Raw genomic sequence first — 21,462 nt, 5'->3', positions numbered from 1 at the left:
ACGACTTTTCGTTCTATCTTACTACTTTATTAAAGAGGCTGAGTCAACGACCCAGCCTCTTTAATTTTTCTTTCCCACTTTCAGTTATTCTCCCAACAAAAAAACGGTCGGTTTTTTGTGAAGCTCAGGCACTTGGGTTTTCCATTGTTTGACCGTCAACGTTTTGACAAATCCTTCGGGTGATGTCACGTTGCAAGCAACACAAACACGGGTGTTTGGCTGGCATTGTGCCAATATTTCCTTCATCATTTGGTTGTTCCGATAAGGCGTTTCAATAAAAATCTGGGTCTGCCTCTTGGCTATCGCCTCTTTCTCCAATTGCTTGACGGCTTTCCCGCGCGGAGCTCGGTCGATGGGCAAATAACCGTGAAAAACAAACGATTGTCCGCTCATACCAGAGGCCATCAAGGCCAACAATAGCGACGAAGGCCCAACTAATGGCACTACCTCAATGCCCAATTGGTGCGCGTATTTAACGGCTACAGCTCCTGGGTCAGCTACGCCTGGGCAGCCCGCTTCTGACATGACCCCTGCATCTTTATTTTCAGCAAGTAGTGCTTTCAACTGGGCTAAAGTGTCGGCCTCGGGAGTATTTTTTTGAAGTTCGTAAAAAGTGAGGTTTTCAATGGTTTTCCCCAACCGTAAACTACTCACAAAACGACGTCCTGTGCGGAGTTCTTCGGCAAAAAAAACTTCTAGGTCTTTTACTGCTTCGGGTACGTGGGCAGGCAAAACGCTTTGGGTTGTTCCATCTGCAAGCGGCGTTGGAATAAGGTATAGCTTCATTTGGCAAAGTTCATCAACGATTTTACAAATGCCTCTGGTTGCTCTGCTTGTACCCAGTGTCCTGCGTTTTCGATGGTATCGAGGGTAACATTCGGAAAAAGCGTCTGAATAGTCCAGAAATCAGCATCTTTGATATACCTTGATTCCGCACCTCGAATAAAAAGCGTAGGGGTGCGTATTGTTTGGGTATTTTCCAAATCTGCCCCAATCAACTCGATGTATTGTTTTATCACGGGCAAGTTGATGCGCCACGCAAACACACCTTCTTCGTTGCGGTACAAGTTTTTCAATAAAAATTGACGTACCGACGGGCTTGGTTCGTATTGACTCAAAATGGCTTCGGCTTCGTTGCGGTTTTGAATTTCGGTCAACGGAACGGCACTTAGCCCTTTTAAGATTTCGGCATGATGAACGGGGTACGACTTGGGAGCAATGTCAACCACCACCAATTTACTGAACGTATCAGGATAAAGCATGGCGTATTGCATCACCGTTTTTCCACCCATCGAATGTCCCACCAAAATCGGATTTTCAATGTTGTTTTGCTGTAAAAAATCGTGTAAATCCGCCGCTAATTCTGGATAGGTATGGCTGGGGGCATGAGGCGAACGTCCGTGGTTTCGCTGATCAACGGCATAGACCGAAAATCCTTGTTCGGCAATGACCTTGCTTATTGTCAACCAGTTATCACACGACCCAAATAGTCCGTGTAAAATAACCAGTGGTTGACCTGTGCCTACTTGACGAAAAAAAAGTTGCATATTTTTAACTGCCTAATTATCGCTTAGCGCGTTTTTTGGAAGATTTTTTTGATTTGCCCGTAGCTTTAGCCGCTTTTTTTCGACGACCAGCGACGGCTTTTGATTTGGTGCGTTTTGAAGCTACGGCAGGGCGAACTACTACTTCTTTGATTTCGCTTTCAACAACCGCTACATTCCCCGCTCTATCCCGCACCTCTAAGCGCAACGTACCTTCAAAATCGAGGGAATCCACCAGTTTGTCAGACCAAATATAACTGCGTTTGTAATCATAATTCATCAACACCCACTCGCCATTGACGTAGGCATCAAAACGTTCGATACCCGACATGCCATCTGAAATTCGGGCCGAAATACTTTTTTTATTGGCTTGAATCACCCGAACCGCAGGCGGTGCCTCGTCCGTTGCCAATCCAAAACTTCCCAGCTCACGGGTGGTAAAATCAATCGAATTTCCTTCCCATTTTCCCCCCACAAACCTCATACGGCCGCCATCTAAGCGGTACATGTGGGTTTTGTCGGGATTTTCGGGCAAAATATCAGGTCGAAAGTTAACTCCTATCGCATCCCGAAGTGGCGTATAACCATCGTTGATAATCAAACCATTGGGTCGCGACTGAACCGCTAAATACAGCGTGTCAAATATGCTTTTGTTACCAAAACGAATGGAAAAGCGGTCTTCTTTATACGTTTCAATTCGGTCGGGACGGATACGTTGCCGAAAATCGGTACGAAGCAATTTATTCCCAATCCGAATCGAATCGGGCAAATGTTCGCGTAAATCCAGCAAATAAACCGTCTCTCCGTTTGATTTGTACGCGGGCGAAAGTTGCAAGGGCGCACGTTTGCTAAAAATCTCTGCGGGAACGGCTTGCGACAAGCCCAATGCACTGATTTTCAACACGTTTTCGGTCGCATCCGTTTTTATGTAGGCCAAAGTTGGCGCTTGTTCCGACTCTCCCAAAGGCATCATAAGCGCTTCCGAAAGTTCGCCTTTTACCTTAAATCGCAATATCGACGAATTTTCGTAGGAGTCAAAAAGCGTCACTTGTACTTCGTGCGTCAGCGTGTCCCGAATTTGAAGTTTTCCCCGATAGCCATCCGTTTTTTGGAGGCCGTACAAGTTACCGTCGGGGTTATAACATTTTAAATACCGAAGCCCGTTGCGTTGTTCCGTCGCATAATCAATGATATTGTTATAGTCGCGGGTGCTCCAGCTGGGAAACGACGTCATGTTGTAAGCAAACACTTCTTTCCCGTCCAATTTGATTTCAACACAATTGACCCCATTACGAAAGTTGACGCCGTTCATGGCATCAAAGGCAATCAGCTCCAAGCCAATTTCTCCCCAAGCTTTAACAGTTTGGCCAATGCTATAGCTTCCATCTTTTTGGCGAACAGGACGAACGCTGATTCTTTCAAACTCGCCATTGACACGACTTATCAATGACATCGGACGAATGGCCAATGAATTAAAATACGGCGGCACATCGTCTTCTACTTCTGCAAAATCAAAGAACAAGGGGTTCAGGTAGTTGTCTTTTGAATCTCGAATTTCAAAGTGCAAGTGTGGTCCTCCTGACCCGCCCGTGTTTCCAGACAATCCAATTAATTCACCTTTCTGAACGGGAAATTGTTCGGGCGACGGGTTGATTTCTATTTCAAACGTTTTGCGTTCGTACTGTTTTTCCCGCAAATAACTCCCCATGGGGTCGGCAAATGACAACAAGTGCCCATAGACGGTGGTCATGCCGTTGGGGTGCTTAATAAAAATCACATTTCCATAACCTGTCGTTTGAACTTTGATTTTAGAAATATACCCATCGGCAGCGGCCAGCACTTGCAAGCCTTCGCGTTGCTGGGTGCGAACGTCAATCCCCGCATGGAAGTGATTTGCGCGCAAATCACCCAATACACCCGCTAAGGTGTTTTTTTGCCCAGGAGAAATCGGAAACAGAAAATAGCCTTTGGGAAAACTCGCTTTTTGAGCAAAGCTTCCAATCACAAAAACTATACTAAATAACGGTATGAGAATGCGTTTTAAAATCATGTATTTTTTATCTTAATTCGTCAACGAGTTTGGTAGCATAAGCAGGAACGGTATTCCTTTTTCATACTTCAAATCGTCATAAAACAAGCCAATACGAGCTAAATTGTGGTAATACGATTTCAGGTTGTTGTAATAATACAATTCACTCGGCACATACCAAGCTCTATCGCCTAGCTTAGAGGCTAAAAACCATTTTTCAAGCAGCCTCCCCGTTCGGCCATTGCCATCATTGAAAGGATGTATTTTTACAAATACCAAATGAATTAACGAGGCATAATAAAATATCTCTTCAAATTTCAAATTGGCATCCAACAAATCATCCAATTCTCCCCAAAACGTGTCATACTCACTCTTTACCAAATGGGCTGATGCAGCTTCGTATTCTACACGCTGCGACTTTTGCTCCATAATCAGCATATTACCCTTTCTTACTTGTCCCCGCTGAGAATCAGGCAATAAGTGTAAAGTAGCAACTCCGTGAGCCTTATGAAAATGGTCTTTTGAAAGTGGGTAATCCTTGGCAAATTCGTAAGCAGCGTACAAGTCGTTAGGCTTTTCGGTAAGATTGGGCAGATACTCTACATTTAATATTTTATGTTTTATATAGCTATCCACTTCCAATAGCTCCCCTTCAATTTTAGAAGACGACATGACCGATACAGCCGTAGCAAATTTGAAATTATCAGCCGTCCATTCCCTTGCCCTTATTTTGTCAAACTCATGTTCAAGCTTCACATCAAGCATTGAAAGCCAAGTACCATAATAATCATCCACTAATAATCTTTTCATCTACACTTCATGATTTTTCGCGTACAACTGCTTCCAAATAGTCGCCTTTATCATCCACTTTATTCCTCCCTAAATGCCACCTAGGGTCGATAACTTTCCGCTATTTTACCTCAAATTCCAACATTTTTTTACCTTCAACGAAAGCTGTGAGCTTGTCGCCTGCTTTTACAGGCCCTACTCCTTTGGGCGTACCTGTAAATATCAAATCACCCGTTTTGAGGGTAAAAAAGCGAGATACAAACGATATAATGTAGTCTATTTTGAACAACATCAACGAGGTATTGCCTTGTTGGCGCGTTTCGCCGTTTACCTCCAAATGGAAATTGATGTCTTGCATATCCGCAAAATCTGCCTTTGAAACAAAGTCGGAAATCGGGGCGGAACCATCAAATGCTTTGGCCAATTCCCACGGCAAGCCTTTCGTTTTCAGCTTTGATTGTAAATCACGTGCGGTAAAATCAATTCCAATGCCTACTTGGTCGTAGTATTTGTGGGCAAATTTTTCGTCAATGTTTTTACCCATCTTGCTGATTTTCACCACAATCTCTACTTCATGGTGAACATCTTGGGAAAAATCAGGCAGATAAAATGCTGCCCCTTCTTTCAACAACGCCGTGTCGGGCTTTTGGAAAATGACGGGATCTTCGGGAATGGCATTTTGAAGTTCGTGAATATGATCAACGTAGTTGCGACCTATGCAAATGATTTTCATAATTTTCTGGATTTTACGCGCACAAAACTACGGACTACCTCCCGTAAAAGGAAATCTATTCTTAGCTTTGTAAAATGAAGTCATTTTATCAACTCCTGTTCCAAAACGAAACGCTTTATCGTGCCCAAGAAGTAGAGGCGATAGAAAAAATAGTCAAAGAGGTTGCCACGTCTTTGGTACAAGAACCTCTGGTGGAGGCGCCTACACCACCGCCCCCTGCTCCTGTAGCCGCTCCAACTCCTCCTCCACCGACTTTTGAGACGCCCAACCTCAACCATCAGGTATTAATTTTAATCAACGAGTCGCCAAAGATGTCGCCGAGTAATACCATATTCTTGGAAAAAGTACTCAAGGCGGTTAACTTAAACCTAGATGGCGTAGATATTTTGAACTTATCTGGGGCCAAACAGATGGATTTTCGTCCGTTGCTTCGAAACAAGAAAGTACACCATATTATATCGTTTGGCGTTCCATTTATCCAAATCAATTTGGAAATTATGATGAACCGCTACGACCCCAAACAAATCGCGGGAGTCAATTTTCTTTTATCCGAATCGCTCGACATTGTGCAGAGTGACGACAAAAACAAACGCGCGCTTTGGAATTGTCTCAAAAGTATGTTTTTAGGAACTTAACCAGGCCTTCCAAGTTTTGAAAACAGGTTGAACGGATTAAAATATGGGGTCGCTATTCATTGCTCCAGAGGAGCTATATCTTAGTAGAAAAATGAATCAAATCCACCACAAAGCCCCATCTGGGCGGCCGACGCTCGGTGACATCTTTTACCGAGCGTCGGCCGCCCAGATGGGGCTTTTGGTTCGCCTTTGCCCTCTTTTTCTACTAAGATTTCGCCTCGCTGAGGCTGTTTTTTTTAATGCGTTTAACCTGTTTAGTAAAGAGTCTATTCCTACTCTAATCCATAACGGTATGAAAACAACACTCCCTTTCTTATTGCTTTTGGGCATTAGCTTCTCATCGTTTTGTCAAAACTTTACGGGCGGATTTCCTTTTAGCTTTCCTTACAACGACGGAAGTACTGCCGCTTTTCTTCCAAAATTCCCTGCCAAAACCATTGGCAACCCAGACCGCGTTTCGGTCAATGGCAGCAACTTCATCGTCAACGGTCAACCTTTTCGTTTTTGGGGCGTAAACATTACTTCAGCCGCTGCTTTTCCTGCCAAAACCATCGCCCCCGACGCCGCGACCCATGCCCGTAAAATGGGTATCAATTTGGTGCGTTTTCACCACTTAGATAATCCGTGGGGAGGAAATGAAGGCAGTATTTTTGTTTCAGGGCAATCGACCCGAACCTTAAATTCAACAACCCTCGACCGCCTTGATTTTTTTATCAATGAGCTGAAAAAGAACAATATTTATACGAATATGAACTTGAACGTTTCACGGACGTTCAAGGCTTCCGACGGCGTAGCCAATGCCGATTCACTGCTCGATTTTGCCAAAGGCGCCACCATTTTTGACCCACAGTTGATTGCACTACAAAAGGAGTACGCTACCCAATTGTTAGGCCACGTCAATCCTTATACTGGCTTAAAACTCGCCGAAGACCCTTGTTTGGCCATGGTTGAAATCATCAATGAAAATTCGTTGTATGGCATGTGGAAAGACAATCAACTCAAGTCCAGAAAAGATGGTGGTTCTCTACTTTATCGTCAGGCAGTTAGGCTCGACAGCCTTTGGAATGCGTTTTTGGTGACTAAGTATCAAACCCAAACCACCTTGCAAACCGCTTGGCAAGGATCAAACCTTAACATCGCAGAAAGAGTAACCGATGGAGGTTTTGAAGGCGCAACGTTGAATACCAACTGGTCAATGGAGCAAAATGCAGGAGCAACCGCCAGCGCTACTCTAGACAATTCGCAAGCCCAGTCAGGAAGTAAATCGGCCAAAGTAACGGTCACGAACAAAGGCACCGAAACTTGGCATTTGCAGTTTAAATACCTCCGTTTTTCTTTGCAAAAAGACACCACATACACCATTCAGTTTTGGGCAAAAGCCAACCAAGCAACTGTACTCAGTGTTTCGCTCATGCAAGATAACTCCCCCTATAACTGGTACGGTGGACAAAATTTCAATTTAACCTCTGCTTGGCAACAATTCAAAATCAATGTAGTGGCAGGGGACGCTTTGATGGGTAATGGACGTTTGGCTTTTCAGGTAGGAAATTTACCAAACGGCACCACGATTTGGCTCGATAATGTTTCCCTAAAAGAATCGACGCGTACGGCTTTTCTAACGGGCGAAAACCTAGCCGCTCGTAACATCCAACGGATGGAGTACAAAGACCGTGGCAATTATTCCAAACAACGTGTCGCAGATTTGGCGCAATTCTACATCCAACTTCAAAAGAAGTTTATGGAAGATATGCGCACATTTCTCCGTACCACCCTCAACGTCCAAGCGCCCATCACAGGTACCAACGCCCTTACGGGTATCCAAGAAGGGCTTGAGCACGAAAACATGGATTACTACGACGACCACAGTTATTGGGACCACCCGCACTTCCCAAACGTGGCATGGGATGCGTCAGATTGGACTATTAGCAACAGCCCGATGGTCAAAAATGCGTATTTCAGTGCCATTTCTTCCGTTTTTTCGGGAATTCCGTTGGCCTCAAAGCCCATCACCATCAGTGAGTACAACCACGGCTACCCCAATCGCTACCGCGCCGAAATGGTTCCAGCCATAGCTGCGTATGGTGCTTTTCACGGCATGGATGGGGTCATGTTTTTTGAATACAATAGCGACGTCAACAGCACTTGGGCTGCCGATAAAGTGGGAGGTTATTTTTCCATTCACCGCGACCACAGCACCATGAGTTTGTTTCCCTCTTGCGCCTGGGCGTTTCGGAATGGCCTTATTACCGAAGCCACGCCCACGTTGGTCAATTACTCCGAAAAAGACATTTATTGGTCGTTTGAAAAAGACAACAGCGGCCGTTGGGGAAAATACGTCCCCTACGATTTTCGACTCCAACTTACCCATTCGCTGCGCACCAACACCTACCACCATGCCCAAGGACTCAGCAGTCAGGTGTTTCCAAACGTAAGTAATGGTACTTTTCAAACATCAACCCAACAGACCACACTAAACACACAAACGGGCCTTTTAACTACCAATACACCTCGTTTTGTGACACTTACGGGCTTTTTAAAAGATGTTCCCAATACGCAAGTTGGCAATTTCACACTCAAATCAGCCAGCGAATTTGGCGCACTCACGTGGGTATCGCTCAATTCAAAATCCTTGGCAGATTCCGACAGTTCGTTGATTACCATTACGTCCCAAACCCAAAACACAGGAATGGTTTGGAATGCTACCAACACTTCGGTCAACAACAATTGGGGGACGTCCCCAACGTCAGTGCGCCCCTTGGCCATTGAAGCCCGATTGACGCTTAATGCTGAAGCGCTACGTATTCACAAACTTTCGACGACGGGGCAAATTGTCTCTACCAGTGATGTGCTTCCCTCCGCTCCCAGTACATTCGATGTTTCCTTTGTCCAAAGCACTGACCAAACCCTTTGGTATGCGCTTCAAGCCATCAAAAAATCAGATTTATTACTTTCAGTGACAACCTCCAATCCATCGGGGGATGTGGTCAATGTTTATCCGAACCCAGCTCAAACGCTACTAACCGTCGATTTTACCTTATCAGCGCCCAAGCCTGTATCGTTTGAAATCTACAACACGGCAGCAAGCCTTGTCTTCAACACAACCAATACCATTGGCGTAGCGGGCAACAACCGCATGACCGTCAACGTTCAGCATCTGCCCAATGGAACTTACTTTTTGCGGGTAGGAAGTCAGGTAAAGCGCATCGTGATAAGCCGTTAAAAGCGGTTCTTTAGTTGACAAGATTGTATTACATTTACAAAAAATTGTCTAATACCATTTTCATCTCCCTTAAACTATGGCCGAAGCATTTGTTTATGACGCAGTTCGTACCCCTCGCGGGCGTGGGAAATCGGACGGTTCTTTGCACGAAGTTCAACCTGTTCAACTTCTTACGTCTGTTTTAAAATCAATTCAAGAACGTAACCAACTTGATACCCGTTTTGTCGATGACGTCATCATGGGCTGCGTCACGCCCGTTGGCGAGCAAGGGGCCGACATTGCCCGTACGGCGGTCATTGAAGCAGGCTATGCCGAGTCAGTGGCAGGGGTACAACTCAACCGTTTTTGTTCGTCGGGCTTAGAAGCCATCAACCAAGCGGCCGCTTACGTCATGTCAGGTCAAGTCGATATGGTGATTGCAGGAGGTGTAGAGTCGATGAGTCGCGTACCGATGGGAACCGACGGCGGAGCATTGTTTATGAATCCTCAGATTGTAGCTCGGCACAACATCGTTCCCCAAGGAATCTCGGCCGACCTGATTGCCACCAAATACGGCTACTCTCGCCGCGACGTTGACAGCTACGCTGCGGAATCTTACCGACGTGCCATAGAAGCTCAAAAAGGCAATCGTTTTGCCAAATCACTTGTTCCTTACAAAGATGAAATAGGCATTACCCTCCTCGACCGCGACGAGGGCGTTCGCCCAGGTACTACGGTTGACTCTTTAGCAGCTTTAAAACCCGCTTTTGAAATGATGGGAAGCATGGGGCTTGATGCCTTGGCTTTGATGAAATATGCCGATATTGACAAAATAAACCACGTTCACCACGCAGGAAACTCCTCACAAATTGTGGATGGAGCGGCGGGAATTTTGATTGGTTCAAAAGAAATCGGTGACCAACTCGGTTTGCACCCACGCGCCAAAATCAAAGCTTTTGCCATCGTTGGTTCGGAGCCAACCATCATGCTTACGGGGCCTGTACCTGCCACCCACAAAGTGCTCAAAAAAGCAGGCATGAGCATTGCAGACATCGACTTGTTTGAAGTAAACGAAGCCTTTGCTGCCATTCCTTTGTTTTTTATGGAACAATTGGGCGTTGACCACACCAAAGTCAACGTCAACGGTGGAGCTATTGCCTTGGGCCATCCCCTAGGTGCAACGGGAGCTATTATTTCTGCTACCTTGATTGATGAGCTCGAACGTTCTGATAAACAATTTGGCCTCTCTACCCTTTGTATTGGCGGCGGAATGGGCATTGCCACCATTTTTGAACGCGTAAATTAGGAGTACAAAAAAATAACATAAACATAAAGTTACTGGAGCGACCATTTTATCGTACATATTGTTGTCTTCTTTAACTTTATGTTTCTATGCGGCTACTTTACCTCCTTATATTCATTTTTCTAGGCACTGGGACACCGCTTTGCGCCCAACTTCACAAGCTTTTTAACCAGTTTTCTTACGATTTGGAGGCAGGTGCAGCTTTTGCTACCGAAACCCAGACGCCCTTTTGGCTAAGAAGTAATCAATACGGAATGGTTCCCCAAACCAATCCTTTTGTAACATTACGGGTCAATCCGCACCGTGATTACCGTACAGACTCGACGCGTCGTTCAGCATTTGACTGGGCAGCAGGCGCATTTTTTGTGGTAAACCGTACGTTTGGCGACGCCCAAGGCGGCACTACCCTCCTATGGCCCGAAGTCTATGCCAAACTTAAATGGAAGCAAATAGAACTTTCGGCAGGCAGACAACGCGAGGTCGTCGGATTAGGCGACAGCACACTTTCTTCTGGTTTTTATGCGTGGTCGGGCAATGCCATGCCTTTTCCCAAAATTCAACTTCAAACGCACGGATTCATTTCGCTAGGATTCCTGAAACATATTCTGGCGTTTCAAGGAGCATACGCCCAAGGCTGGTTTACTGCTTCTTACATCAATCAAGCCTATTTTCACCAAAAACAATTCTACGTTAGATTTGGCAAACCGCATTGGCCGCTTCGGCTCTACGCAGGCATGAACCACCAAGTACAGTGGGGCGGTCATGCCGATTACCTTAACAATTCGCCTGCCGCCGTCAATGGTGCCCTGCCTAATACCTTTCAGGACTACCTTTCGCTGGTCACGGGGCGGTATCCTGATGACTATGCCAACGATCGCTTCAATTCTTTCGACGGCGCCAATCGCATCGGAAATCACCTCGGCAGCTACGACCTTGGCATTGAATTGAAAACTACGAAGTTTCAAGTGCTTCTTTACCACCAACACCCCTACGAAGATGCTTCTGGGCTCGCATGGCAGAATAGACCTGACGGGCTGACAGGACTGCGCTGGCTACGCAAAAGTTTGAGCACGCATCCACTTTTTCTCAAACACATTGTACTTGAATACCTCACAACCACCAACCAAAGTGGCGAACAATACAGCACAACATCAAAATACCAAGGAGCTGACAATTATTTTAATCACGGGCAATACTTGGAAGGCTGGTCGTACAATGGATTCACCTTAGGCACGCCATTTATCGCCCCTCGTGCGACAATTCAGCCCAACAATTCGGTTTTAACACCTGGATATTTTTTTCCAAATAACCGTTTGCGCGTGGGATACATTGGCACTGAATGGCAATATAAACAGCAACTTACGGTACGCTCTCGGTTTTCGTATAGCCAAAATTTGGGTGCTTATGGCTGGGTAAACCCGCGTACTTTTTATCAGTTTTCGGGTTTAGTTTCTGCCCAAATACGCCTAAATCGTTGGCCAAAAACTTCTATCAAAGGTTCGTTGGCGTACGACCAGGGCGAACTGTTTTTGCCTAGTTTTGGGGGATATTTTGGAATTTGTAAGTCGTGGTAAAGTAGAAATAAGGTAAATTGCGCATTCATAACCAAATCTACCTTTTACTTTAACCACACGTATTCGCCCATGCGCTTAAAACTGCTCAATTTCGTTGTGATTTTCACAGCGTTTACGTCCTCTCTCCTAGCCCAAACTCCCGCAGTTAAGCTCATAAAAGAAGGATTTATTTACGAAACTGCTCCCTTTCCCGAATGCCACGCATCAAGTATTGTCGAATTAGGCAAAGACCATTTGATGGCTACTTGGTTTGGCGGAACCCACGAACGCCACCCAGATGTGTGTATCTGGACGTCAGAATCTAAAAATGGCAAATGGAGTGCCCCTAAAAAAATGGCCGACGGCGTGATGGACGCCAGCACACGTCACCCAACTTGGAACCCCGTTTTGTTCAAAAGCAAAGCTGGAAAACTTTTTCTCTATTACAAAGTAGGCCCCAATCCTCGCGAATGGTGGGGCATGGTGATGACCTCAACCGATAATGGGAAAACATGGTCGAAGGCCGAAAAACTACCCGAAGGCTTTCTTGGCCCCATCAAAAACAAGTCGGTACAATTGGCCAACGGTGACATCCTGCACCCGACGAGTTTTGAAAGCAATGACGAAAAAATATGGAACGTTTACCTAGAAAAAACCGACAAAGACGGTAAAAATTGGCAAAAAATCATGATTGACAATGGCTCTTTTGGAGCTATTCAGCCAAGTATCCTTACCTATCCCGACGGCCGATTGCAGCTACTTTGCCGTAGTCGCCAAAATGTAGTGGTAGAAACGTGGTCGAGCGATGGTGGAAAAACGTGGTCGCAAGTAGCAGGTACTTCATTGCCCAACCCTAACTCGGGAACGGATGCCGTTACGCTTAAAAACGGCACGCAATTGATTGTTTATAATCCCTTGATTCGCGGCAAAGAATGGTCAAACGGACGTCAGAAATTACGCTTGGCAGCCTCTACCGACGGCAAAGAATGGCGCGATATTTATGTGTTTGAAGATGAACCAAAAGGTGAATTTAGCTACCCCGCCATCATCCAAAGTAGCGACGGACTCGTTCACGTTACTTATACCCACCACCGCAAAAAAGTAAAACACGTGGTGTTGGAAATTCCGAACGTATTGCCTCCCAAAGCCGTAGGCCCTACACCAACAAAAGCCCAAATGGATTGGCACGAAATGGAACAAAATGCGTTTATCCACTTCACTACCAACACTTTCAGCGATTTAGAATGGGGCTACGGCGACGAAAAACCTTCTATTTTCAACCCTACCCAAACCAACGTAGAGCAATGGATTAAAACGTTGAAAGACGCAGGTTTTAAAGGCGCGATTTTGACCAGCAAGCACCACGATGGTTTCTGCTTGTTCCCCAGTAAATATACCGAACATAGCATCAAAAACAGTCCGTACAAAAATGGCCAAGGCGATTTGGTAAAAGAAGTAGCCGAGGCATGTAAAAAATACGGTTTGAAGTTTGGGGTATATTTGTCGCCTTGGGACCGCAACCATCCCGAATATGGCAAACCTGGGTACGTGGAGTACTACCGCAATCAGTTGAAAGAGATTTTTGAAAACTACGGTTCTATTTTTGAAATGTGGTTTGACGGGGCCAACGGAGGCGACGGCTACTACGGTGGCGCGCGCGAAAAACGCCGCATTGATGGGCGGACATATTACGACTGGCCAACGACGTTGCAAATGGTACGCAAGTTTAACCCCGAAGTAATTTTCTTCAGTGATGCAGGTCCAGGCGTGCGTTGGGTCGGAAACGAACGCGGTGTGGCAGGCGAGACCAACTGGAATACCATCAACCCTGATACACTTTATGCAGGAAAAGGTGGGATTGAGAAATTGTTAAACACAGGTTCGGCCGACGGAACGCAGTGGATTCCTGCGGAGGTTGACGTTTCTATTCGTCCAGGTTGGTTTTATCATGCCAAAGAAGACCAAAAAGTTCGTACACCAGAAAACCTTTTCGACATTTACCTCACGTCGGTGGGAAGAGGTTCAACCTTATTATTAAACGTTCCGCCCGACCGCCGTGGCTTGATTCACGAAAACGACGTCAAAGCGTTGACAGGTTGGAAGGAGATGATTGACCGTGAGTTTAAAACCAATTTGGCCCTAAAAACCAAAGCAACGGCCAGCTCGCACCGTGGCAAAGTAGCGAATTATGCAGCCTCAAACACCACCGACGGCGATAAAAATACCTACTGGACGACCAACGATGACGTCACCACTGGTTCGGTAGAAATTGACCTTGGCAAAGCACAAACCGTGAAATATGTAACGTTGAAAGAACACATCCAATTGGGACAACGGGTAAAAGCGTTTACGGTAGAAGTTTGGCAAAATGGGCAATGGCAAAAAGCAGCAAGTGCTACAACTATTGGTTACAAGCGTATTCTTAAACTTGCGCCCGTTACAACTCAAAAAATACGAGTAAGTATCACAGAATCAAAAGCTTGCCCAGTTATCTCTGAGGTAGAAGTATATTAAAACATTTTCGGCTCACTACAGTCAACCTCTCGAAAGTCTTAGATCTTTCGAGAGGTTTTTTTTTTTAAATTTCTCATTCCCTTAAATCCAGAAAAGGTAGTTCTGCGTAGATACATACAGTTTAGAAATAAATGTACAACCCAACTAGCAAAACTAACTTAGATCATGACTTATCCACCAAAATCACGTCTCCTCCTTTCGGCAATGGCGGCAATCATTGCGGTCTTTGTTTTCAACGCCTGCCAAGACCACCGCATGGCGCCCAATCCTCAAACCTTGCCCGATGCACCTTTTTACGCATTAACTTCTTCTAACCAAATTTTAGCCCTCAATGTAAAAGCCACCAACACTCCTACTGCGACTGTCGGTATCACAGGCTTGATGCAAGGAGAACGTATTTTAGCCATTGATTTTCGTCCAGCTACGGGGCAGTTGTACGGTGTCAGCGACGGTAGCCGCATTTATGTTATCAACCAAATGACAGGTATGGCACGTGCCATTGGTAGTGCCCCATTTACTCCTGCGCTCAATGGTTCAATGGTAGCATTAGACTTCAATCCAACTGTTGACCGTATCCGTCTTGTTACTGAAACAGGCCAAAATCTTCGCCTTCACCCAGAAACAGGTGCTACAGCGGCAGTAGATGGCAACATCAACGGTGCAGCAGGTGCCATGGTTGCTGGAGGCGCTTATACCAACAATAAAGCAGGGGTTACTACCACTGTTTTGTATGACATCGACCCTGCCACTGACCGCCTTTATCGCCAAGACCCACCTAACAACGGCACTTTGGCCGAGGTAGGCTCATTGGGCTTAGACATCACGGCAGTAGGTGGATTTGACATTGCTCCTGACGGCAACGCTATTGCTTCAGTGACTTTTGGCGGAAACACTGAATTACAGCAAGTCAATTTGATGACAGGTCGTATGCAGAAATTAGGTGACTTACCTAGCAACGTTATCGGTATTGCCATCCCAACAGAGCCTACCGCTTATGCCGTTGACAATACGAATAACCTCCACATTTTCAACCCAATGAACCCAATGCCTATCACGAAAGCCATCACAGGTTTGCAATCGGGTGAAATGATTTTGGGAATTGATTTCCGTCCTGCCAATGGTCAATTATACGCACTAGGAAGCACTAGCCGTCTTTATACTATCAATACTTCAAACGGTGCGGCCACGGCTATTGGCGCAGGACCATTTGCTTCTACATTGTCAGGTACAGATTTTGGATTTGACTTTAACCCAACCGTTGACCGCATTCGTGTCGTAAGCAATACAGGTCAGAACCTTCGTTTACACCCCGATACTGGCGCAACTGCGGCAGTAGATGGCAACATCAACCCAGGTACACCAGCTGTTACCGCTTCTGCTTACACCAACAATTTTGCAGGTGCCACTACAACAACCCTGTACAACATTGAAACTACAGGCGGTAACGCCATGCTATACACCCAAAACCCGCCAAACAACGGTACGCTTGTTCCAGTAGGTTCACTTGGTATCCAGGCTGAAAGCGGAAACGGTTTTGACATTGGTGGCATGAGTGGTATGGCTTACGCATTGCTCCGCTCGGGTGGTACAACGCGCGTTTATGCCATCAACCTAACCACAGGTGCCGCAACAGGTGGCGCTTCTATCCCTGGCAATCCAATGCTTCGTGGAATGACCTTAGGATTAGGGTTTTAGTAAATTATTGAAGACTTGTTAAGTGCCATTGGGCTGCTGGAGATTTTCTGGCAGCCTATTTTTTTATCTCATTCATTAACTTCATCTTTATTCTACGCACTTTTTATTCATTACTTTTACCAAGTCATTCCTAACTTGGCGTTTATGCTATTTTCCAACTGGCTAACTTTTGGGGACAACCCATTCATTTTCTGGAGTATTGGTCATCTTTTTATTGGTATATTTACTTGTTGGCTCCTTTTGCGCAACCAACCTATTAACGATTCTCTCTTTTTTATTACGGTTTTTCTATTTTCGGGAATAATGCGGCTACCCGTGTTTCTGTACAATCTCCCGCTCAACTTGGATGAAAGCCAGATGCTGGCCCAAGGAATCACATTTTCTTATGATCCACTCGTTTATCGTTCGGTTGACCCCACCACCAGCGGCCCTATTAACACCTATCTTTTAACATTATTTGGCTCTTTTGGATTTCGTTTAGATTTTCACCTTGCCCATATTTTGAGTTGGCTCCTAAGTGTTTTACCCATTCTCTATTTACACAAAACACTTAAGCTACTCATATCGAACCATATAGCTCAACTAGCAACGCTTCCTGTTATCGTTTTTTTTAGTTTTATTCAAAATGCCGACCTTGTTCATTATTACAGCGAGGGCATTGCCATTTTATTCCTTTGCGTATGTACTTACTTGCTCGCTCGTTGGACAGTCAAACAAACTATCAGTCTGTCCGAGCTTATTGTTTTTGGAGTTTTCAACAGTTTAATTGTATTGTGTAAAATTCAGGCATTGCCACTGGCATTTGTACTAGGTGTATGGAGTTTGGTTTTGATTTATTTTTTCCAAAAGGCGAATTGGGTAAAATACGTCAGTACTGTATCGGGTGTTATTATTTTGGTATGGGGAGGATGGCTTTGTTACATGCAAGCCAACGGGGTATTAAACGACTTTATTCTTTACTACATCAAAGCCAATGCACAGTTTAAAATATATTTTTCAGAAAACACCTCCTTTCTTCATGACTTTATTCGCTTTCCTGCCACTGTTCGGAAAGTAGGTATGGAATTCAACTATTACATTTATCCATTCATTGGGCTGGGGCTGGTATTTTTTGTCAAAACTTTTCCAAAACAAGCATTTGTAAAAATGCTAAAGCAAGACCATTTCTTTTGGTTAATGGTTTTAGGCTATTTCATCGCGGCTGTCGCCGTCATTGTTCGGACTGGCAGCTACTACACCCATCATTTTCTCTTTTTTATTCTTCCAATGTGCCTATTGACGGGGCGCTTTCTACACCAACTAGGGCATCAATCCCCTTGGAGGTGGCTTTTGCTGTTGACACAGCTTGTTTTCATTGGCAACGGAATCAAATACATTCGTAACGGCTCTCCCATCAACAACTACTCAACGGAGTTTTCGAATCAAAACGAAATGAGTGCTGTAGGAAAAGCCATTTTAAAATATGCCAGCCCAAAAGACTATTTAGTGGTATGGGGATGGTCGTGTGAATACCATGTTGAAACTCAAATGCCCCAAGGAGTCAACGAAAATCACTCTCCCAGAACAGCCATAAAGCACCCTTTACAAGCCGTATATTATCAACGGTATCTTCGTGACATACAGCGTTCAAAGCCTAAAATCTTTGTTGATGCAGTCACTAACCGCACTTTTTGGATGAATGACCCCAAACGATACGGACACCAAAATTACCCCGAGTTAGCCAAATTTATAACTGACTACTACGCGCTCAAACAAGAAATTGATGGCATAAAAATTTACGTAGCCCATTAAATTGTTAGACGTCTTCTTTTACTCATTAATGGCCTTAGTATTAAGGTTTTAATATCTTGATACAATATCCCTATAATGGACCTCAGTAGAAAATCCTTTAATGGCTTGTTATTTTAGCAAAACGCCGATTTATTTTATCCAATAAAGTATTATTTCGTTACTTTTGTTGCAGTTTTAAATCGTATTCTATGCAATTTACAAGTTGGCTCGACTTCGGGAGTTCTCCTATTTTTTGGTGGTTGATTGGGCATATTTTTTTAGGAAGTTTTACCATTTGGCTCATTTTAAAGAAGCAGCCTTTTACTGAGCTTTTTTTCATATCGGCGCTTTTCCTTTGTTCTGGATTTATGCGTCTTCCCATCTTTCTGTACAACCTTCCTCTCAACCCCGATGAAAGTCAAATGTTAGCCCAAGGCTTAACTATAACGTTTGACCCCTTAATTTACCGTTCTTTTGACCCAACTACCAGCGGGCCTATCAATACGTACCTTTTGACACTTGTGCATTTACTGGGCTTTCCACTCAACTTTCACACCGCTCATGTGCTGAGTTGGATTATTACGTTAATCGCCATTTATTTCCTCTACAAAACCCTCAAATATTTAGTCCCAACCTATATAGCTCAACTAACCGTCGTTCCTACAGTTGCATTTTTCAGTTTCGCTCAAGATGCCAACTATATTCATTACTACAGCGAGGGTATTGCAAGTATTTTACTGAGTTACTGCATATTTCTTCTTGTTCGTTGGGGGCATCTTAAAACTTTTACTATTACCGAATTGATTGCTTTTGGGGTATCTATAACAGTTATTGTTTTATGTAAAATACAAGCGATTCCCTTGGCTTTTATCCTTGGCGTTTGGAGTTTGGTATTAATTTTTATGGTACAAAAGAAGAAATGGGTTCTTTACGCAGTTGTAATCTCTGGTAGTGTAGCCGTAGTGGGAGGAGGATGGTTATTATACATGTACGTCAACGGGCTACTTGATGATTTTTTCCTTTATTACATCATAGGCAATGCACAGCTAAAAGTCCATTTTTCGGATGCTTCGCATCGAAGTCCTTGGCTCTTTCTTGCCCGTTTTCCCATGATTATCTACCAAACAACCTCAGAGTTAAACCATTGTTTCTTCCCATTTGTAGTTCTTGGGTTCGTATTTATTATCAAGCATTTTTCAAAAACAGTCTTAACCAAAATAGCGCAAAGCAACCACTATTTTTGGGCTATGATGGTCGGTTTTTTATTAATGTCTATAGCCGTTATTATACGTACAGGCAGTTTTTACCCGCATCATTTTCTGTACTTAATTATTCCTTGCTGTTTATTGACGGGCCTGTTTCTCCAACAACTCACTTTTCCTTCCCTTTGGAAATGGGGCGTACTTTTAACTCAACTGGTGTTTTTTGGTGAAGGTATTAAACGCCTTATCAATCACGCTCCCCTCAATGCCTACACAACCGCCTATTCGCGTCAAAACGAACTGGGGCCTGTAAGTAAAACCATCTTAAAATATGGAAACCCCGGCGATTATCTAGCCGTTTGGGGGTGGTCTTGTGAATACCATGTGGAAACCCAAATGCCCCAAGGAGTCAACGAAAACCATTCGGTTCGGAGTGCCATGAAACACCCTTTGCAGTCGGAGTATTACCAACGGTACTTACGCGACCTTCAACGAACTAAGCCAAAAGTGTTTGTAGATGCCATGACAAGCAAAACCATTTGGATGCATGACCCCAAAATTTACGGGCACCAAAACTACCCCGAATTGGCCAAATTTGTAGCAGAAAATTACACCTTCAAAGAAGAAATAGATAGCGTAAAAATCTACGTTGCTCGTTAGGAGCCAGTTCAATAATCCACCCTCAGTATTACCTATTACACACTTGTTATGAATCCTCTGGAGATTCAGTTTAGTGCGAATCCATTTGCGTTCCAACTTGTTGGTCACCTGCTTATTGCAGCATTTAGTATTTGGATTCTACTCAGAAAACGGCCCTTGTCGGATGGCGTTTTTATTGTTATTTTGGTGGCGTTTACCGCCTTTATGCGGCTTCCCGCTTTTCTGTTCAACCACGAACTCGATCCCGACGAAAGCCAAATGCTGACCCAAGGTCTAACGCTTTCCATCGACCCTATGGTGTATCGCTCCATCGATCCTACCACGGGGGGGCCGCTAACCAGTTATTTATTAAGCGGATTTGCTTATTTGGGCTTTACACTCGACTTTCAATTTGCCCATATCCTAAGTTGGGTTCTGACCATTGCAGCACTTATAATAAGTTATTTCACCGCCAAAGTTCTGAACCTTGCGGCTACAGTTCAGTGGGCAATACTACCATTCATTTCTTTTTTAAGTTGTATTCAGTTCACAGATTTTGTTAGTTTCTACAGCGAAATCGTATCCATTCTAGTCCTCAGTGTCACGGTCTTTTTCTTAGCCTATTGGAATCAAAAAAAAGGTTTTCAGGCAACTGAGTTAGTGATTTTCGGGATACTGCTTGGCACTATTCCTCTGTGCAAACTGCAAGCCCTACCAATGGCCTTTGTCGTTGGCATTTATGCTTGTGCTCAATTGTTTTTCTACCAACGTTCCAAACTCATTTCCTATTTCCTTTATTTAACGCTAGGTTTTGTGGGTTGGTGGTCTATTTGGTGCTTATTTCTTGCCAACAACGACGTCTTAGATGATTTTTACACCTACTACATCGAGGCCAATTTGGCCTATAAAGACAACTTTGCCACCAATGGTGTACCGCGAAGTAAGTTCGTTAACTTCTTTCGTCTCCCTTGGGTTATTGTCCGCAAAGGCTGTGGGTTTGAGTGGCTTTTATATCCCTTTATACTGCTTTCGATGATGGCTAGCTTTGTAATAATCATCAAAAAACGGGCAGGTAAAAGTATCTCGCTGGACGCTTATTTCTGGGTGATGTTGGTTGGTTATTTATTAATGGCCAACCTAGCTATCACGCGTACGGGCAGTTATTACGAGCATTATTTCCATTACCTGTTTTTACCTTTTTTGCTATTCTTTAGCCTTTTTTTAAAACACCTTCCGTCGCAAAGCAGGTGGATCATGGTATCGACCCAAGCCGCTTTTTTTGTGCTTTTTGTCATCAATATTGTCCGCAATAAGCCCACCAATATGTTTGCTTCCACCCCACGTTCTGGCGATGTTATACGGGCAAACATTGCCCACCAAATTCTTGAATATGGTGCCCCAGGACAATACATGGCCGTGTGGGGGTGGTCGTGCGATTTGTACGTTGCGACGCAGATGCCCCAAGGGGTAAACGAAAATCATACGACTCGTAGCGGGATGCACCATTCTTATCAAAAACGCTATTATCAACGGTATTTGCGTGATTTGCAACGAAACCAGCCCGCCATTTTTGTGGATGCTGTCACTCCAAGAACTATTTGGATGGATAACCAAAAAAAATATGGACACCATAACTATCCCGAATTGGCCGACTTTATTGCTAAAAATTACCTGTTTAGGGCAGAAGTAGAGGGAGTAAAAATTTATTCGCACAAATAACAAAACAAGCCATTAGCTCCTGACTAACAATCAATTACGCATTTTAATTTTCATAAATTACCGTCAAAATTACCTCGAAATCAGTTATCAAAAATGATAGATTTTGACCCATTACGCGGGAGATGCTTTGGTTAAATT

General features: G+C 44.3%; 14 protein-coding genes. 9 read left to right on the top strand and 5 right to left on the bottom strand.

Going from position 1 to position 21,462, the window contains the following annotated elements; all coding sequences use genetic code 11:
* Positions 1-84: 84 nt before the first annotated feature.
* The 5 genes from K339_RS0127810 to K339_RS0127790 all read right to left on the bottom strand — a co-directional run bounded on the left by K339_RS0127810 (position 85) and on the right by K339_RS0127790 (position 5,095).
* Positions 85-786 (bottom strand): SAM-dependent methyltransferase, encoded by a 702-nt coding sequence (locus tag K339_RS0127810; protein ID WP_028526523.1) that lies wholly within the window; start codon positions 784-786, stop codon positions 85-87.
* The gene (locus tag K339_RS0127805; protein WP_028526522.1) at positions 783-1,547 is read right to left on the bottom strand and encodes an alpha/beta fold hydrolase; all 765 of its coding nucleotides are present in this window, start codon (positions 1,545-1,547) and stop codon (positions 783-785) included. The genes K339_RS0127810 and K339_RS0127805 overlap by 4 nt, the downstream gene beginning before the upstream one ends.
* 16 nt (positions 1,548-1,563) lie before the next feature.
* Entirely contained in the window at positions 1,564-3,594 is a 2,031-nt protein-coding gene (locus tag K339_RS35065; protein WP_084332337.1) for a M23 family metallopeptidase, read from the bottom strand.
* A gap of 12 nt (positions 3,595-3,606) precedes the next feature.
* Entirely contained in the window at positions 3,607-4,383 is a 777-nt protein-coding gene (locus K339_RS0127795; protein WP_051398300.1) for a Fic family protein, read from the bottom strand.
* 100 nt (positions 4,384-4,483) lie between these two features.
* Positions 4,484-5,095: a fumarylacetoacetate hydrolase family protein gene (locus K339_RS0127790; RefSeq protein WP_028526520.1), complete on the bottom strand. Its 612-nt coding sequence runs from the start codon at positions 5,093-5,095 to the stop codon at positions 4,484-4,486.
* Between the two features lie 74 nt (positions 5,096-5,169).
* On the opposite strand from K339_RS0127790, the gene K339_RS35060 reads away from it, so the two are divergent.
* From K339_RS35060 to K339_RS0127745, 9 genes are all read left to right on the top strand, one after another.
* Complete coding sequence (locus K339_RS35060; protein ID WP_051398299.1) at positions 5,170-5,730, top strand: hypothetical protein; 561 nt, start codon at positions 5,170-5,172, stop codon at positions 5,728-5,730.
* Positions 5,731-6,022: 292 nt separating this feature from the next.
* Positions 6,023-8,950 carry a T9SS type A sorting domain-containing protein gene (locus K339_RS0127780; RefSeq protein ID WP_169731908.1) on the top strand — a complete coding sequence of 976 codons (2,928 nt, stop codon included), beginning with the start codon at positions 6,023-6,025 and terminating at the stop codon, positions 8,948-8,950.
* 76 nt (positions 8,951-9,026) lie between these two features.
* Complete coding sequence (locus tag K339_RS0127775) at positions 9,027-10,235, top strand: acetyl-CoA C-acetyltransferase (RefSeq protein WP_028526518.1); 1,209 nt, start codon at positions 9,027-9,029, stop codon at positions 10,233-10,235.
* 86 nt (positions 10,236-10,321) lie between these two features.
* Positions 10,322-11,806, top strand: a complete 1,485-nt coding sequence (locus tag K339_RS0127770) for a capsule assembly Wzi family protein (protein WP_028526517.1) — start codon at positions 10,322-10,324, stop codon at positions 11,804-11,806.
* Between the two features lie 69 nt (positions 11,807-11,875).
* Entirely contained in the window at positions 11,876-14,299 is a 2,424-nt protein-coding gene (locus K339_RS37960; protein ID WP_084332336.1) for an exo-alpha-sialidase, read from the top strand.
* A gap of 165 nt (positions 14,300-14,464) precedes the next feature.
* Positions 14,465-15,994 carry a DUF4394 domain-containing protein gene (locus K339_RS0127760; protein WP_037302080.1) on the top strand — a complete coding sequence of 510 codons (1,530 nt, stop codon included), beginning with the start codon at positions 14,465-14,467 and terminating at the stop codon, positions 15,992-15,994.
* A gap of 315 nt (positions 15,995-16,309) precedes the next feature.
* Positions 16,310-17,785 carry a hypothetical protein gene (locus K339_RS0127755; RefSeq protein ID WP_211243854.1) on the top strand — a complete coding sequence of 492 codons (1,476 nt, stop codon included), beginning with the start codon at positions 16,310-16,312 and terminating at the stop codon, positions 17,783-17,785.
* A 188-nt stretch (positions 17,786-17,973) separates the two neighbouring features.
* Positions 17,974-19,626 (top strand): hypothetical protein, encoded by a 1,653-nt coding sequence (locus K339_RS0127750; RefSeq protein ID WP_028526514.1) that lies wholly within the window; start codon positions 17,974-17,976, stop codon positions 19,624-19,626.
* 48 nt (positions 19,627-19,674) lie between these two features.
* Positions 19,675-21,324 (top strand): hypothetical protein, encoded by a 1,650-nt coding sequence (locus tag K339_RS0127745; protein WP_028526513.1) that lies wholly within the window; start codon positions 19,675-19,677, stop codon positions 21,322-21,324.
* Positions 21,325-21,462: the final 138 nt, after the last annotated feature.

This window comes from Runella limosa DSM 17973 (assembly GCF_000482465.1).
GTDB classification, from domain to species: Bacteria; Bacteroidota; Bacteroidia; order Cytophagales; family Spirosomataceae; genus Runella; species Runella limosa.
The sequence above is the reverse complement of the archived record's forward strand: the minus strand, read 5'-3'. Positions and strand labels throughout refer to the sequence as shown.